The organism is Roseixanthobacter psychrophilus, assembly GCF_043195195.1.
Taxonomy (GTDB): domain Bacteria; phylum Pseudomonadota; class Alphaproteobacteria; order Rhizobiales; family Xanthobacteraceae; genus NCEH01.
Window position 1 is genome coordinate 19,809 of record NZ_JBAFWT010000008.1, and the last position, 14,553, is coordinate 34,361.

The window sequence follows — 14,553 nt, forward strand, 5'->3', positions numbered from 1 at the left end:
CACCCGCTTTCCTGTTTCCCCGGACGGAGCAACACGGCCATGGCCACCGCCGCCCCCATTCTGCACATGATCTCGCCCCTGCCCCATGTCAGCCCGTTCGACGTGAACATGGCGGTGGACGCGGGCTATGCGCATGTCCTGCCTTATCCCGGCGTCGCGCTGGATCAGGTCCGCGACCTGACGCAGGACATGATGTTCTCGCGTGCGCCTGAAGCGGCGGCGCGGACCGGCCTGTTCATCGGCGGCAAGGACGCAACGCTGGCGCTCGACATGGCCGATGCGGCGCGTGCGTCCCTGTTCCCGCCATTCGAGATTTCCATCTTCGCCGACCCGGCGGGCTCCTTCACGACGGCGGCTGCAATGGTGGCCATGGTGGAACGGGCGTTGCGAGCCCAAGGCCGTGCGGGACTGTCTGGCGCGCGCGTACAGGTCTACGGCGCAACCGGCGTGGTGGGCGGCATCGCCGGCGTTATGGCAGCGAAAGCCGGAGCCCAGGTGTTTCTTGTCGGCCATCGCGACATCGCGCGCGTCGCTACCAAAGCCGATGATTTCCGCGAGCGTTTCGGCGTTGAAGTCACCGCCGTCGTCGCGCGGACCGATGTGGAGAAACATGCCCTGATCGGCGAAGCGGAGGTGATCCTCGCCGCCGGGCGGGCCGGCGTGGAGATCCTCGGCCCGGCGCACCTCGCCTCGGCGCAGGCGCTGAAGGTGGCTGCCGACGTGAATGCGGTGCCTCCCGCCGGAATTGCCGGCATCGGCCCCCATGACAAGGGCGCCGCCTTGCCCCATGGTGTGGGTATCGGAGCCCTCGCCATCGGAAATTTGAAATACCGGGTCCAGCACGCGTTGCTCCGGCGCCTGCACGATACCGACACGGCGCTTTTCATCGGCCTCGACGAGGCCCTCGCGTTGGCCAGAGACATGGCCGCACCGTCGCAAACAGCGGGTTGAGCCTATGGATCTTGCCGTCATCGCCCTGTCCGCGCGTCCCCTTGCGGCGAGCGCTGCCCGCGCCGGGTTCGCGGCCCTTTCCCTTGATCTGTTCGCCGATCTCGATACCTGCGCCAATGCAGCCCGCTGCGTCCGCGTGCACAAGAAAAACGGGTTCTCCTTCGACGGCGATGATCTCATCCAGGCGCTGACGAATCTCTCTCCCCCCGGCCTGCCGGTAGTGCTGGGCGGCGGGTTCGAGGACGATACACAACTCATGACGCGGATCGCCGAGCGCAACCCGATCCTCGGCAACATGGCCGAGACGGTGCGGGTACTGAAGGATCCGCTCGCGCTCGCGGCCCTGTGCGGCCATCTCGGCATCGCCTTTCCACCTGTCACGCTGGAGGCGCCGGAAGGGGATTTGGCGCGGGGACCGTTGCTTGAAAAGAAAATCGGCGGAGCCGGTGGAGGCCACATCCGCCGCCGTGCACCGGAAGAGACCGGGCCGCCCGCGCCGGGCCATTATCTCCAACGCGAAGTCAGCGGCACGGCCTATTCCCTGCTGGTGCTTTCCAATGGGAAGGAAGCGATAAACGTTGGCGCGAGCTGGCAATGGTCCCACGCAGACACCATGCACCCCTTCCGCTACGGCGGCGCTGTGGGACCAGTTCCTTTGCCGGCGAAACACTCGGCGGCAATCATTGCCGGCGCTTTGCGCATCGCCACTGTCTGCGGCTTGGTCGGACTGGTCTCGGTGGATGTGCTGGTCGAACAGGACCGCTGGTGGCTGGTGGAAATCAATCCCCGCATTGGCGCAAGCCTCGACATCTTTGACGTGGATCCAATGCCCCCCCTCCTCGCGCTGCATCTCGCGGCCTGCGGCGGCAAGCTCCCCAAGGCCCTGCCCACGCCTAAGGGCGCGACCGCCGCCGGTATCCTTTATGCCGAGAGCGACGTGATGATCCCGACAGGGGCTTGGCCCGACCATGTGTGCGACCGCACCGCGGCGGGTACCATCATCCCCGCCGGCGCGCCCATCTGTACCGTGAAGCGCACCGCAAGCGACACATCTGCCGCCGTGGAGCAGGTGCGCGAAGGCCTGCGCGAAATGCGCGGCCGCCTCGGCCTTCCGAACGCGCAGCCGCTGGTGGCTAACGGCGCATGACCCGGCCCAATCTTTCCACACGCGCCGCAATTCTGGTGGATGCGCTGGTGCGCGACGCCGATGCCCTGCGCCTGAACGTTGCCACCGGCCCCCACGGAGCGCGGATTGTCGATGCCGGTATCGCGGCGCGCGGCGGGCTGGAGGCGGGACGGCGGATCGCGGAGATCTGCCTCGGCGGCCTCGGGCAAGTCAGCTTCCAGACCAGCGACCGCTTCGCACCCTGGACGACACTCATCACCGTAGGCACGCACGACCCGGTCCTCGCCTGCCTCGGCAGCCAATATGCCGGCTGGCAACTTTCATCCGGCGATTTCTTCGCCCTCGGCTCCGGCCCCGGCCGGGCGACGGCGGCGAAGGAACCCTTGTTCGCCGAACTCGGCTTTCGCGAACAGGGCGCGCATATCGTCCTTGTGCTGGAGACCGCTCAAACGCCGCCCGCACAAGTGATCGAGGATATCCAAGCCGCGACAGGGGTTTGCGGTGAAAACATCACCCTCATCCTCACCCCCACCAGCAGCCTTGCCGGAGGCGTGCAGATCGCCGCGCGGGTGCTGGAGGTTGCCCTGCACAAGGCGCATGCCCTGCACTTCCCGCTCGATCATATCCTGGATGGGCGCGGCAGTGCCCCCGTGCCGCCCCCGACCCCGGATTTCATTGCCGCCATGGGCCGTACCAATGATGCGACTCTCTATGGCGGCGAGGTGCAGTTGTACGTGAGTGGCCCGGCCGATGCGGCGCGCGACCTCGCGGAACGCTTGCCGAGTGGCACGTCGCGCGACCATGGGCGCCCCTTTTCTGAGGTGTTCGCCGCTTATGAATGCGATTTTTATCGCATAGATCCTCTGCTGTTCTCCCCGGCCAAGGTGGTTGTCACCGCCGTCGACCATGGCACGAGCTTCACCGCAGGGGCTGTCGATAGCGCTCTGATCGCTCGTTCATTTGCCGGCTGAATATCAATGAATGTGGCATTTGACCCCCGCATCGCAATTTTCGCCGAGCGGGCGGACTGGCACACTCGCCGGCTGGTCCGCGCGCTGCGCGGCCTCGGGTGTTCCGCCCGGCTGGTCTCGCTGAAATCCTGCGGCTTCGCCGTCGGCGCCACGCCCCACGGCCTGCTTCTGCCCGGCTTCGAGGAGAGGCTGCCGCAAAGCGCCTTTGTGCGCATCATGCCCGGCGGCACCACCGAGCAGATCACCATGCGGCTCGGCGTGCTGCATGCCCTTAGGGACTCAGGCGTGAAGGTGATGAACGATGCCCGCGCCATCGAGCGCTGCATCGACAAGAGCATGACCACCTTTCTCCTTGCCCGCGCCGGCCTCCCGACCCCGCGCACCCTGGTGCTGGAGGATGCGCAGGCCGCACAGATGCTGGTTGATTCCGCCCCAGGCGATACGGTGCTGAAGCCCCTCTTCGGCGCCCAAGGGCGCGGCCTGCGCCGGCTCGCGCCCAAGGACGCGCTGCCACCGGCCGAGGACATGGATGGGGTCTATTATCTCCAGGACTTCGTTCCCCCCACCAAAGAAGGACACGCGGACTATCGCGTGTTCGTGGTGGGCGATCGCGCGGAAGGGGCCATGCGGCGGGTGGGCAGCCACTGGATCACCAATATCCACCAGGGCGCCAAAGGCGAAGCGGTGGAGGCGATCGGCGAACGCGCCGCGCTCGCGGTCGCGGCGGCGCAAGCGGTCGGCGCGCATTTCGCCGGCGTGGACTTGATTGAAGACGGCGCAGGGCAACTCATGGTGCTGGAAGTCAATTCCATGCCGGCCTGGATCGGACTGCATGCCGCCACCGGCTTGGACATGGCACAGCCCCTTGCAGCTTTGCTGGCGGGTGAAAGAGCATTGGCGTGACGCCCGATACCACGGCCCGGCTGTTCGAAGCGGTCTGTCTCGCCGAGTTGCACGCCCTTAAGCCTGGAAATGTCCATGTCCATGCCGGCGGTCACGGCATGGAGGTCGCCCAGTTCGAGCGCGCGGCGGCAGCGGCGGCGCCGGCCATTGCGACGCCGGGACTCGGAATCGGAGCGCGCATCGAGGCCGCCGTCTCGGCTTCTCTGGCGGCTGCGGGATGCAACACCAATCTCGGCATCATCCTGCTCTGCGCGCCGCTGATCCAGGCCGCGCAGGATCGGCAGACAGGTCCATTGCGGGAGCGGGTTGAACAGGTGCTGGACGCCCTCACGGTCGAAGATGCGGCCTGCGCCTTTCGGGCCATCACGGCCGCCAATCCCGGCGGCCTCGGCACCGCTCCGGCCGATGTGCGGGCACCCACCACTCTCAACCTCAAAGCCGCCATGGCACAGGCTGAAGACCGCGACCGCATCGCATTTCAATACACCCACGGCTTTGCCGACATCTTCCATATCGGCACCGCGCGCCTGCGCGGCAGTTCGGACCCGACCGGGGCCGAAGTCGTACAGGCGCTCTATCTGGATTTTCTCTCAGCTTTTCCCGACAGCCATATCTCCCGCAAGTTCGGCCTGACCACGGCCGAAGGCGTGAGAGCAGAGGCACGCCGGCTTGTGTCAAACCTTGCCGGTGCAACACACGAGGCGCGCCATGTCCGGCTCCTGGCCTTCGATGCCGACCTGAAGGCACGCGGCCTCAACCCCGGAACCAGTGCGGATCTCACTGTTGCAAGCCTGCTGGCGCATCTGCTGGAGGTGCGCGCCCATGGCTGAGCGGCGAATGTCACACAAAGCCTGCAAGCTGGTCCGAAGACAAGCGTCCGTCGTGGAGTGCCGTGGCCACCAGCGCGCCGCTGATTCCCGTGGCTTCGAGGGCTTTGAGATCGTCCATATCGCGCACGCCGCCGGCGGCAAACACGGAAATGCCGGACCGCATGCCCCGGATCTCCGCCAGCCGGGCAAGATCTGGACCCGACCCCGACCCGACCTTTGCAAGCGTCATCGCGATGACCCGGGACGGCCAGAGCGCGGGCTCGGTGTGCACCTCAAGCGGCCCGCGCGGGCCTTGTGCATCATGATCGAGCGAGAGCACGAAATCCGCCCCCCTCATTTCAGCCAGCACCCCCGCGCTTTGAAGAGTTTCGCTACCTACGACAGGGGTTCCCCCATCCCCCGCATGGCGCGCGGCAAGTGCCTCTGCGCTATTCTCACCCGCATCGACCCACAGGGCGAGGTCCGCAAACGCCACGCGCAGGGCGCGGATGGTGCGGGAATTGTCGCCGGTGCCGGAAATGGCGTCGAGATCGGCCACATAGAGGGTTTTGAACTGCGCCAGGGCAGTCAGGGCGCTCACGATGTCCAGCGGCGCGCTGCCCGCCGCCAGCGGCGACACAATGGGGGCATAGAGATGGCGCGCACCGTGCCGGGCATGCACCACAAGACCTCCCTTAAGATCGATCACCGGGATAACCTGCATCTTCGGATCCGGAGCTATTACATAAAGGAAAGCGCATGCGCGTCTTTGTCTGCGAGTTCGTGACATCCGGAGGCCTGCGCGACAAGGCGCTTCCCGATGCCCTGCTGCCCGAGGGCACTCTGATGCGCGACGCCATGGTACGGGATCTTGAAGAAATTCCCGGTGTCCAGGTGGTCCTATGCCACGATGACCGACTTACAGCCCCGCGCGCGGATAGCTTGGCCGTGGGCGCGGGCGATGATGCCTGGGCGATCTGGGCACGGCTGGCGGGCGAGGCCCATGTGGTCTGGCCGGTGGCGCCGGAAACCGACGGCCTGCTGGAACGGCTTGTGGTCCTGGCCGGCGCCGGGGGCGCGCGGGTGATCGCCAGTGACCTCCAGGCGCTACATATCGCCGGGCGCAAAAGCCTGACGGCGGAACGGCTCGCCACGGCGGGAATATCCCACATCCCGACGTTCCTCGCTGACGCGGTGCCGCAGGGGCTCGCCGGCCCTCTGGTGACCAAGCCCGATGACGGCGCAGGCGCGACCGAGACCCGGATCTGGCCGGATGCCGAAGCCGTGCGTACGGCAATTCCGCCGGACGCCGGATTCATCGTTCAGCCCTATGTGGCAGGCGTGCCCGCAAGCCTCAGCGTGCTGTGCCGGCCAGATTGCACGGCCCTGCTTGTCGCCAATCTGCAGACGATCACGCAAGAAGCAGGGACCCTGCATCTGTCCGCACTCACCGTTGGCGGCCTTCGCGACCCGGACGGCGCGCTGGCGGCCCTTGCGCGCGACGTTGTCGCGGCGATCCCCGGCCTTTCCGGCATCATCGGCATCGACCTGATCCTCACCGAGGGCGGGCCGGTGGTTGTCGAGGTCAATCCGCGCATCACGACCTCCTACGCGGGCCTGCATGCCAGTCTCGGCATCAATCCAGCCGCCTTCCTGCCCGAACTCATCCGCGACGGTCGCCCGCCCGCCTTGCCCCATCTGCCCCTGGCGGTTCCGGTCGAGGTGAAGGTGCGATGAGCGACTTCGCCTCTCTCGGCTGGGACGTGGGGGGCGCCCATCTCAAGCGCGCGACGTTCGATCGGACCGGGACTCTGCGCGCCGTTGATATGGTGCCCTGCGCGCTATGGCGCGGCCTGGACCAGTTGGAGGCCGCGCTGGACAGGCTCGGCACCGCGCCGGGCCGGCCCTCCGCCGTGACCATGACCGGCGAACTGGTGGATCTGTGGCCCGATCGGGAGACCGGCGTAAAGGCGCTTGCGGCGGCGCTGGGCGAGCGCCTCGGGCCTGATTGCCTGATCTATGCCGGGCCGGACGGCCTCGTTCCCGCCGATACGGCCGGCGATCATGTCGCCGGCATCTCCTCGGCAAACTGGCACGCAACCGCCGCCGCCCTCGCCCACGTCATGCCGTGCGGGATTTTGGTGGATGTCGGCTCAACCACCACAGATCTTATTCCCTTCTCGAAAGGCGCGGTCGCAGCGCGCGGTTTCACCGATGCCGAGCGCCTCGCCACGAGCGAACTGGTGTATAGCGGCGCAGTGCGAACGCCAGTGATGGCACTCGCGCCGGCCTTGCCCTTCGCCGGCCACTTCGTGCCACTGATGGCGGAGGTTTTTGCCACGACGGCAGATATCTATCGCCTCACCGGTGCGCTGCCGGACCATGGCGATTTGCATCCCTCAGCAGATGGTGGACCGAAGACGCTAGAGGCCAGCGCCCGCCGCCTCCTGCGCATGGTGGGGCGTGATCTCGGCCCGGCGACGCTGGACGAAGCGCGCCTGCTCGCGGCATACGCGGCGGCAGTGCAGCTCCATACCTTGCACGGGGCGCTCGCCTGCGTGATGTCGTGTGCGGCCCTTCCGGCGAATGCGCCGCTCGTCGGCGCGGGGATCGGGCGTTTTCTCGCGCAGCACCTCGCTGCGCGGGTAGGCCGTCCCTACGTGGATGTCGGCGGCGTCTTCACCGGTGATCCCGCCCTTGCGCCGCGTGCCGCCGATTGCGCGCCGGCCGTCGCGGTCGGCGCGCTTGCCTTCGCGCGCGGGCGGGTGCGACTTTCCCTCTCCAACCTCGCGTGAGTCCCATGATCGATCCCAGCGACCCGGAAGCCCTTGAAGCGGCGGATGCCGAAGCACCCGCGCCTGCGCCGCGCCGCGACCGCCTGTTCCTGCGCGCCCTGCCCTTCTTCGCGCGCCATGGTGTGTTCGATGCCGAACAGCAGCTCGGCCAGCGCTTCGTGGTGGATGTGGACTGGTGGCTCGACACCCGGCCTGCCGCCTGGGCCGACGACCCGGCGCTCACCGTCTCCTACCAGACAGTCTACGAGCATGTGAAAGCGGTGGTGGAGGACGATATCGTCCATCTCGTCGAGACCCTCGCGGAGCGCATCGCCGCGCGCCTGCTGGACCATTTCCCCGAGGTGGAGCAGGTGCGGGTGGTGGTGCACAAGCCGGGCGCACCGATCAGCGGCGTGTTCGGTGACGTGGGCGTCGAGATTTTCCGCGCTCGGTAAGCCCGCAAGGCCAACCTACCGCAGGCCAGCGTGCAGCGGGAGCGCCGCCGGGCCTGTGGAAAAATGGTGGGCCCGGAGGGACTCGAACCCCCAACCAGACCGTTATGAGCGGTCAGCTCTAACCATTGAGCTACAGGCCCTGACCACGTCCTATCAATCCCAAGGCGTGTGAACAACCGGAACGAACGCGGCTTCGCCCCATTGGCGCCGCCTTCCCACAGTGCTGTGTGAGTTCACATCTTTAGCGGAGCGTTTCATGCCTTTCCCCCTTCCGCCGCGCCGCACCCTGCTGGGCGCCGTTCTCTGCGCGCTTGCCCTCTCCGCACCGCTCGGGGTTGCACCGGCATTTGCAGAGGATCTATCGCGCGCAACCCTTTCCGTGGTCGGGCACGGGGAGGCGAGCGCCGCGCCCGACATGGCCAGCCTTTCCACAGGCGTCGTCACCATGGGCAAGACCGCCGAAGAAGCCCTTGCCGCCAATTCCAAGGCGCTTGAAGCGGTGATTGAAACGATAAAGGCCGCAGGCATCGAGCCGAAGGACCTTGTCACCTCGGGCTTCGCCATCCAGCCGCAATATGTCTATCCCCAGCAAGGTGGGCGCGAGGCCCCGCGCCTCACCGGCTATGAAGTGCGCAACATGCTGACGGTAAAGGTGCGCGACCTCGATAAGCTCGGTTCGCTGCTGGACAAGGTGGTTCAGGCGGGCGCCAACCAGGCCAGCGGGATCAGCTTTTCGCTCGCCGACCCCTGGGCGATCGAGCAACAGGCGCGGCTGTCGGCGATGGAGGATGCCAAGACCCAGGCGCAGACCCTCGCAGAAGCGGTGGGGATGCGGATCGTGCGCATCCGCCGCATCAGCCCGCAACAGGAGATGGGCTCGCTCGCCGGCGCCCCCATGATGATGAAGGCGGATGCCCGCGCTGTGCCGGTGCAGATCGGCGAAACCACCGCCCGGGCCCAGGTGGCGATCGTCTACGACGTCGAGCCCCGCTGAACGGCTTCAGGTCACATCGTCAAGCCGCGCCTTCGCGGCGCGCTGCACCGAGGCGGGCGGCAGCAGGAGGGTCAGGGCCTTCGGCATGATGCGATAGTGCAACGGCATGGTCTCGCGGGTGATCTCGCCGTCGGTGGCGACCCACGCGCGGCGGCGGCGCGGGGCATGGATGGTGAGCGCCTTGGCGCGAAACGAGTGGATGCCGGGGTTGTTGCGCCAGGAATCGACGAGAAGATCGGCACCGACCCGCACCTTCGCCAAGGCGCCGCGCTCCTCGGCAATGTGGATTTCCAGTTCCCCGGCATCGAGCCGGGAACGGTGCCAGCCCGGCGCATCGAACGGATTGTTGGTCACCAGGGCCGCATAGGCATCGATGGGTTCGCGTCGGTCCTCGATCTCGATCTCCAGCGACATACGACCGGAGCGAATGAGCGCCTTGCCCAGCGCCATGAGCCAACCGACGATGCGGCCGCGCGAATCACGCACCGCCTCGCGCGCGAGCGCCATCTGGGAGAAGAAGCCGACCCCGGACACGCCGTGAAAGGCGCGCCCGTTCAAGGTCGCGACGTCTACCCGCCTGGGCTCGGCATCGCGCAGACCCTGCAGCGCGCCCGGCAGGTCGCGCGGCAGGCCGATGTCGTGGGCCAGCAGGTTCATGGTGCCGAGCGGCAGGACGCCGAGCGCGGTTTCCGTGCCCGCAAGCACCGAAGTGGCGTAGCTCAAGGTGCCATCGCCGGCGCCGACCACCAGCGCGTCATAACCTTTGCGCCGGACGGAGCGGATCGCTTCGATCATCTCGTGCCCCTCCAGCACAACCACGTCGACGTCTTTTCCCGGCCCGGTCAGCGCCTCATCGACCTCACGGCGCAGCCGCTCCCCGCCAAGGTCCTGGACCGTGCCGGCTTTTGCATTGAGTACGACCAGGGTTCGCCCCATCTTCTGTCTCCGGTTGCCGCCGGCATCAAAGCCGCGGACGTAGGGTTGGCTATCGACGATAGGGAGTGTGGGAATGACACACATTGAGGGGACGCAGAGCCGGCCATGGATTTTTCGCCTGCGCGCCGGCCTGCTTCTGCTGGCGGCCCTGGTCTTCTTCAGCATTTCCAGCGGCAATTTCGTCGCCCGCCAATTCGGTCTCACCTGGATCTGGGCGGCGGGGCTGGCGTTCGTGTTTGGACTGCTGATCGGCTACGGCGTTTCGCGCCTGACACGGGCCATGTATATCGGCGGAGCCGCAATCGTGACCTTGCTGACAACATATCTCGCCTATGACTTCCTGCGGAACGCCGTCGGCTGGTCGCAGACCACGTCGCTGCTGCTGGCGGCTGTGCCGTTCGTGCTGATGGGAGCCGCCTTCTGGGACTTCCGCCGGCTGAAAGCGGAGATCCGCACTTGGGCGGATGCGCGCTGAGTGGCGCGCGGGTAGGGAACGAAAGCATTGCCTTTGTGGTTCCACGGCGGAATGCTTTCTGTGGAGTGCGGCAATGCTGAAATATGCGGTGATCTTTCTCGTTATTTCGATGATCGCGGGGGCAATGGGATTCTTTAATGTTTCGGCGGTGGCTCGCCGCATCTCCTTTGTCCTGTTCGCCATTTTTCTCGGCCTTGCAGCACTCGTCCTGCTGTTTTTCGTACTGCTGGGCCAGGCGACCGGCTAGCTCGCGCGCCTGCCTGCCTTCATCGCCAATAGGACGAAATCCTGCGCCGGCCCGTGGCCGGCTGCATGCGGCGCCCCCGAAGCGACGTTTTGGGAGTTGAGCCCGCGGCCTCGGCGCAATAGCCTCATGGGGATGAAGCCGGACAACGGCTTCGGGGGTTTCCAGAGGAGAATATGATGCGCCGCCTTGCCCTCGCCGCAGCGTTTGGGATGGTCGCCTTCGGCGCCTTGCCCGCGCTGGCCCAAGAAAAGGTCGTGAACGTCTTCAATTGGTCGGATTATATCGACGAATCGGTGCTGGAGGATTTCACCAAGGAAACCGGCATCAAGGTTCGCTACGATGTGTTCGATAGCAACGAGGTGCTGGAAACCAAGCTTCTTGCCGGCAAGACCGGCTATGACGTCGTGGTTCCGACCGGCTCGTTCCTGCAGCGCCAAATCACCGCGGGTGTATTTCAGAAACTGGACAAATCGAAACTGCCGAACCTGCAATACGCTTGGCCGGAAATCACCAAGCGCCTCGCGGTCTACGATCCTGGCAACGATTATGCCGTGAACTACATGTGGGGCACGACCGGCATCGGTTATAATGTCGATATGGTGAAGCAGCGGCTGGGTGATATCCCCCTCAACACCTGGGATATCGTGTTCAAACCGGAAAACCTCTCCAAGCTGAAGGATTGTGGCGTCTATTTCCTCGATGGGCCGGAAGAGGTCATCCCCTCCGCGCTGCGCTATCTCGGCATCGATCCCAATTCCAAGAATCCCGAAGACATCGCCAAGGCCGGCGAATTGCTCATGACCGTGCGGCCGTTCATCCGCAAGTTTGATTCCTCGGGCTATATCAATGCGCTGGCCCGTGGCGACATCTGTATCGCCGTGGGTTGGTCGGGCGACGTGTTCCAGGCCAAGACCCGCGCCGAGGAAGCCGCCAAGAAGACCAAGAAAAAGCCGGTCAACATCGCCTATGTCATCCCCAAGCAGGGTGCGTTGATGTGGTTCGATAATTTTGCCATTCCCAAGGATGCAAAGAATGTCGAAGCAGCCCACACCTTCATCAATTACATGATGCGCCCGGAAGTGGCCGCTAAGAACTCCAACTATATCTCCTACGCCAACGGCAACCTTGCATCGCAGAAGTTCATCGACAAGGCGATCCTGGACAATCCGGCCATTTACCCCGACAAGGCGACGTTCGATCTTCTGTTCACCGTCACCACCTACCCGATGGATATTCAGCGCGTGGTGACGCGGACTTGGACCAAGTTCAAGCGCGGCAAGTGATCCCCAGCCGGCACACCGCCTGAAGCTATCTGCGCCTCGCGGCTCGGTCGCGGGGCGTTTTTTATTTGCGCGACCTCAGCCCCGCGCCCGCAGTTCGCGGCGCAGGATCTTGCCGGTGGCGGTCATGGGCAGGGCGTCGGTAAAGGCCACGTGGCGAGGATATTCATGGGCTGAGAGGCGCTCGCGCACATGGCGCTGGATGTCCGCGACCAGCGCATCATCGCCGGCATACCCCTCCTTCAGCACCACCCAGGCCTTCACCGCCTCGGTGCGTACCGGGTCGGGGACGCCGATCACAGCCACGAAGGCCACGGCAGGATGGCGCAGGATGCAATCCTCGATCTCGCCCGGCCCGATGCGATAGCCGGCCGAGGTGATGACATCGTCTGAGCGGCCGACATACCAGAGATAGCCGTCCTCATCCTGTTGGCCCCTATCGCCGGTCAGCAGGAAGTCACCGGCGTATTTCTCTGCCGTCGCTTTTGGATTGTTAAAATATTCCAGCATCATGACCGGATCACCCCGGCGCACCGCCACATGCCCCTCCGTTCCCACGGGCAGCTCATCGCCGGCATCGTCGACGATCCGCACGTCATGGCCGGGGATCGGCTTGCCCATGGCGCCGGGGCGGATGGGGAAGAAATTGGAATTGGAGCCCACCACCAGATTGCATTCGGTCTGGCCGTAGATTTCCCGCGCCTCCACGCCCAGGCGCTCCTGCACGAAATCCCCGAGTTCCGCGCCCAGCGTCTCGCCGCCGGTGAGCAGCGAGCGCAGGTTCAGGCTTGCCGGGCGGCGCACATCGGCCTGCCGCAGCAGTTTCAGCGCGGTCGGCGGCAGGAAGACGTTGCGCACCTTGTGGTCCGCCATCAGCGCCATGGCCGCGTCCGGATCGAACTTCTTCGCCCGATAGGCGAGCACCGGCACGCCGAGATAAAGGCTCGGGAACAGCACGTCGAATAGGCCGCCGATCCAGGCCCAGTCGGCCGGCGTCCAATGCAGGTCGCCCGGCTGGGGCATGTATTGGTGGACGAATTCGATGCAGGGCAAATGCCCCAGCAGCACCCGGTGGCCGTGCAGCGCGCCCTTGGGGTTTCCCGTCGTGCCCGAGGTGAAGATGATGATGCCGGGATCGTCCGGCCCGGTATCCACTGGGGTGAAGCGGTCGCTCGCACGCGCCAGCGCATCGTCGAAGGAGAGCGTGCCGTCATCGCCCTTGTCCGGGCCGATGACAAACACATGGGTGAGGTCGATCAGTTGGTCACGGATGCGCTGGAGCTTGGCGAAGCCTGGCAGATCCGTCACCAGCACCTTGGCGCCGGAGGCGTTCAGGCGGAATTCCAGCGCCTCGTCGCCGAACAAAGTGAACAGTGGCACCGAAACCATGCCAGCCTTGAACGCGCCGATATGGGCAATGGAGGTTTCCGGCGCTTGGGGCAGAAACACCGCGACCCGGTCGGTGCGGTGAAGTCCGCAAGCGAGAAGGACATTGGCGAAGCGGTTCGTGAGGGCCGCCAGATCTTCGAAGGAATAGCGCGTGACCGCACCGCTCTCCTCCACGAAGATCAGCGCTGGTTTGTTCTCACCGGTGGCATGGGCATCGGCGCAGGCAACGCCCATGTTGAAGCGCGCGGGAATATTCCAGCGGAACGCGCGCACGAGGGCGTCATAGGTCGGGGCCGGGCGCAGCATGGGTTTCCTCCCGCCGGTTTCTTGTTCCCGTGTGCCCTGGGCATACGGACCGGCTTAATAGGAAACGATCGAACGTTTTTTTAATGCCGGCGTCAAGATGGATGGAAGCCCTTCGCCGTTTCCTCCCCTCTCCCCGCCGGGGAGAGGTCGGCCGCTTAGCGGCCGGGTGAGGGCGGAGAGCTTAGCCGGGCGGCGCGGCCCCCTCACCCCAACCCTCTCCCCCACGGGGAGAGGGGGATTTGCGGGCTTATGTCTTCAAGCCACCAGTCCGAGCGCACTTGCCGCACGCTCGCGGATCGCCGCGATATTGGCGCGATAGCCCTCGATCCCGCCCTTGAACACGGCGGAACCCGCCACCAGAACATCGGCCCCGGCCTGCACGCACTGGGCACCGGTCTGCGGGTTCACGCCGCCGTCGATCTCCAGGCGGATGTCGCGGCCGCGGATCATGTCGCGGATGCGCTCGATCTTGGGCAACACTTCCGGGATGAACGCCTGCCCGCCGAAACCTGGATTGACGCTCATCACGCAAATGAGGTCGGTCTTATCCAGCACATAGTCCAGCACCCGCTCGGAGGTGGCCGGGTTCAGGGCAACCCCCGCCTTCTTGCCGAGCCCGCGAATGATCTGGAGGCACCGGTCGAGATGGTCGGTGGCTTCCACCTGCACGGTGATGATGTCCGCCCCCGCCTTGGCGAAGGCCTCCAGATAAGGCTCCACCGGCGAAATCATGAGATGCACGTCGAACACCTTTTCGGTGTAGGGCCGCAGCGATCGGATGATGTCCGGCCCGAAGGTGATGTTAGGCACGAAATGCCCGTCCATCACGTCGAGATGGATGTAGTCCGCCCCGGCGGCGGCCACGTCACGCACTTCCTCGCCGAGGCGGGAAAAATCGCTCGCGAGGATCGAGGGTGCGATCAGCGGGTAGATCATG

The 14,553-nt window shown here is 65.6% G+C and carries 16 protein-coding genes and 1 tRNA gene; 12 read left to right on the forward strand and 5 right to left on the reverse strand.

What is annotated here, in order from left to right; genetic code table 11:
- Positions 1-39 precede the first annotated feature (39 nt).
- Genes V5F77_RS09895 through V5F77_RS09915 form a run of 5 tightly spaced genes read left to right on the forward strand, consistent with a single transcriptional unit; the run spans position 40 to position 4,781 of the window.
- The gene (locus V5F77_RS09895) at positions 40-951 is read left to right on the forward strand and encodes an NAD(P)-dependent methylenetetrahydromethanopterin dehydrogenase (RefSeq protein WP_429005182.1); all 912 of its coding nucleotides are present in this window, start codon (positions 40-42) and stop codon (positions 949-951) included.
- Positions 952-955: 4 nt separating this feature from the next.
- On the forward strand, positions 956-2,098 hold the full coding sequence (locus V5F77_RS09900) for an ATP-grasp domain-containing protein (protein ID WP_429005183.1): 1,143 nt from the start codon (positions 956-958) through the stop codon (positions 2,096-2,098).
- Entirely contained in the window at positions 2,095-3,048 is a 954-nt protein-coding gene (gene mch, locus V5F77_RS09905; protein WP_429005184.1) for a methenyltetrahydromethanopterin cyclohydrolase, read from the forward strand. The genes V5F77_RS09900 and mch overlap by 4 nt, the downstream gene beginning before the upstream one ends.
- Before the next feature lie 6 nt (positions 3,049-3,054).
- Positions 3,055-3,951: a RimK family alpha-L-glutamate ligase gene (locus V5F77_RS09910; protein ID WP_429005185.1), complete on the forward strand. Its 897-nt coding sequence runs from the start codon at positions 3,055-3,057 to the stop codon at positions 3,949-3,951.
- Positions 3,948-4,781 (forward strand): triphosphoribosyl-dephospho-CoA synthase, encoded by an 834-nt coding sequence (locus V5F77_RS09915; protein ID WP_429005186.1) that lies wholly within the window; start codon positions 3,948-3,950, stop codon positions 4,779-4,781. The genes V5F77_RS09910 and V5F77_RS09915 overlap by 4 nt, the downstream gene beginning before the upstream one ends.
- 10 nt (positions 4,782-4,791) lie before the next feature.
- On the opposite strand, the gene V5F77_RS09920 is transcribed toward V5F77_RS09915, so the two are convergent.
- Positions 4,792-5,484 carry a HisA/HisF-related TIM barrel protein gene (locus V5F77_RS09920; protein WP_429005187.1) on the reverse strand — a complete coding sequence of 231 codons (693 nt, stop codon included), beginning with the start codon at positions 5,482-5,484 and terminating at the stop codon, positions 4,792-4,794.
- Positions 5,485-5,519: 35 nt separating this feature from the next.
- On the opposite strand from V5F77_RS09920, the gene V5F77_RS09925 reads away from it, so the two are divergent.
- The 3 genes from V5F77_RS09925 to folB are packed head-to-tail and all read left to right on the forward strand — an operon-like array spanning position 5,520 to position 7,989.
- On the forward strand, positions 5,520-6,497 hold the full coding sequence (locus V5F77_RS09925) for an ATP-grasp domain-containing protein (protein WP_429005188.1): 978 nt from the start codon (positions 5,520-5,522) through the stop codon (positions 6,495-6,497).
- On the forward strand, positions 6,494-7,555 hold the full coding sequence (locus V5F77_RS09930; RefSeq protein WP_429005189.1) for a hydantoinase/oxoprolinase family protein: 1,062 nt from the start codon (positions 6,494-6,496) through the stop codon (positions 7,553-7,555). The genes V5F77_RS09925 and V5F77_RS09930 overlap by 4 nt, the downstream gene beginning before the upstream one ends.
- Positions 7,556-7,560: 5 nt before the next feature.
- Complete coding sequence (gene folB, locus V5F77_RS09935; protein WP_429005190.1) at positions 7,561-7,989, forward strand: dihydroneopterin aldolase; 429 nt, start codon at positions 7,561-7,563, stop codon at positions 7,987-7,989.
- 64 nt (positions 7,990-8,053) lie between these two features.
- On the opposite strand, the gene V5F77_RS09940 is transcribed toward folB, so the two are convergent.
- A tRNA-Ile gene (locus V5F77_RS09940) sits at positions 8,054-8,129 on the reverse strand.
- Positions 8,130-8,245: 116 nt separating this feature from the next.
- On the opposite strand from V5F77_RS09940, the gene V5F77_RS09945 reads away from it, so the two are divergent.
- Positions 8,246-8,983: an SIMPL domain-containing protein gene (locus V5F77_RS09945; RefSeq protein WP_429005191.1), complete on the forward strand. Its 738-nt coding sequence runs from the start codon at positions 8,246-8,248 to the stop codon at positions 8,981-8,983.
- A gap of 6 nt (positions 8,984-8,989) precedes the next feature.
- On the opposite strand, the gene V5F77_RS09950 is transcribed toward V5F77_RS09945, so the two are convergent.
- On the reverse strand, positions 8,990-9,919 hold the full coding sequence (locus V5F77_RS09950; protein ID WP_429005192.1) for a diacylglycerol/lipid kinase family protein: 930 nt from the start codon (positions 9,917-9,919) through the stop codon (positions 8,990-8,992).
- Positions 9,920-9,992: 73 nt separating this feature from the next.
- Between V5F77_RS09950 and V5F77_RS09955 the strand changes: the two genes are divergently transcribed.
- The 3 genes from V5F77_RS09955 to V5F77_RS09965 all read left to right on the forward strand — a co-directional run bounded on the left by V5F77_RS09955 (position 9,993) and on the right by V5F77_RS09965 (position 11,924).
- Positions 9,993-10,394 (forward strand): hypothetical protein, encoded by a 402-nt coding sequence (locus V5F77_RS09955; protein WP_429005193.1) that lies wholly within the window; start codon positions 9,993-9,995, stop codon positions 10,392-10,394.
- Positions 10,395-10,467: 73 nt separating this feature from the next.
- Positions 10,468-10,641 carry a DUF1328 domain-containing protein gene (locus V5F77_RS09960; RefSeq protein ID WP_429005194.1) on the forward strand — a complete coding sequence of 58 codons (174 nt, stop codon included), beginning with the start codon at positions 10,468-10,470 and terminating at the stop codon, positions 10,639-10,641.
- A gap of 209 nt (positions 10,642-10,850) precedes the next feature.
- Positions 10,851-11,924, forward strand: a complete 1,074-nt coding sequence (locus V5F77_RS09965; protein ID WP_429005307.1) for a polyamine ABC transporter substrate-binding protein — start codon at positions 10,851-10,853, stop codon at positions 11,922-11,924.
- A 75-nt stretch (positions 11,925-11,999) separates the two neighbouring features.
- Here the strand turns inward: V5F77_RS09965 and V5F77_RS09970 are convergent, their stop codons facing one another.
- Together V5F77_RS09970 and rpe are read right to left on the reverse strand one after the other, a co-directional pair.
- A complete protein-coding gene (locus V5F77_RS09970; RefSeq protein WP_429005195.1) occupies positions 12,000-13,616 on the reverse strand; it encodes an acyl-CoA synthetase in 1,617 nt (538 codons plus the stop codon).
- Between the two features lie 255 nt (positions 13,617-13,871).
- Positions 13,872-14,552 carry a ribulose-phosphate 3-epimerase gene (gene rpe, locus V5F77_RS09975; protein ID WP_429005196.1) on the reverse strand — a complete coding sequence of 227 codons (681 nt, stop codon included), beginning with the start codon at positions 14,550-14,552 and terminating at the stop codon, positions 13,872-13,874.
- Position 14,553: the final 1 nt, after the last annotated feature.

Excerpts from the sequence above, each read along its gene's own strand:
- V5F77_RS09895 (WP_429005182.1), top strand. The coding sequence starts at position 40 with ATGGCCACCGCCGCCCCCATTCTGCACATGATCTCGCCCCTGCCCCAT.
- V5F77_RS09900 (WP_429005183.1), top strand. The coding sequence starts at position 956 with ATGGATCTTGCCGTCATCGCCCTGTCCGCGCGTCCCCTTGCGGCGAGC.
- mch (WP_429005184.1), top strand. The coding sequence starts at position 2,095 with ATGACCCGGCCCAATCTTTCCACACGCGCCGCAATTCTGGTGGATGCG.
- V5F77_RS09910 (WP_429005185.1), top strand. The coding sequence starts at position 3,055 with ATGAATGTGGCATTTGACCCCCGCATCGCAATTTTCGCCGAGCGGGCG.
- V5F77_RS09920 (WP_429005187.1), bottom strand. The coding sequence starts at position 5,484 with ATGCAGGTTATCCCGGTGATCGATCTTAAGGGAGGTCTTGTGGTGCAT.
- V5F77_RS09925 (WP_429005188.1), top strand. The coding sequence starts at position 5,520 with ATGCGCGTCTTTGTCTGCGAGTTCGTGACATCCGGAGGCCTGCGCGAC.
- V5F77_RS09930 (WP_429005189.1), top strand. The coding sequence starts at position 6,494 with ATGAGCGACTTCGCCTCTCTCGGCTGGGACGTGGGGGGCGCCCATCTC.
- folB (WP_429005190.1), top strand. The coding sequence starts at position 7,561 with ATGATCGATCCCAGCGACCCGGAAGCCCTTGAAGCGGCGGATGCCGAA.
- V5F77_RS09945 (WP_429005191.1), top strand. The coding sequence starts at position 8,246 with ATGCCTTTCCCCCTTCCGCCGCGCCGCACCCTGCTGGGCGCCGTTCTC.
- V5F77_RS09950 (WP_429005192.1), bottom strand. The coding sequence starts at position 9,919 with ATGGGGCGAACCCTGGTCGTACTCAATGCAAAAGCCGGCACGGTCCAG.
- V5F77_RS09955 (WP_429005193.1), top strand. The coding sequence starts at position 9,993 with ATGACACACATTGAGGGGACGCAGAGCCGGCCATGGATTTTTCGCCTG.
- V5F77_RS09960 (WP_429005194.1), top strand. The coding sequence starts at position 10,468 with ATGCTGAAATATGCGGTGATCTTTCTCGTTATTTCGATGATCGCGGGG.
- V5F77_RS09965 (WP_429005307.1), top strand. The coding sequence starts at position 10,851 with ATGGTCGCCTTCGGCGCCTTGCCCGCGCTGGCCCAAGAAAAGGTCGTG.
- V5F77_RS09970 (WP_429005195.1), bottom strand. The coding sequence starts at position 13,616 with ATGCTGCGCCCGGCCCCGACCTATGACGCCCTCGTGCGCGCGTTCCGC.
- rpe (WP_429005196.1), bottom strand. The coding sequence starts at position 14,552 with ATGATCTACCCGCTGATCGCACCCTCGATCCTCGCGAGCGATTTTTCC.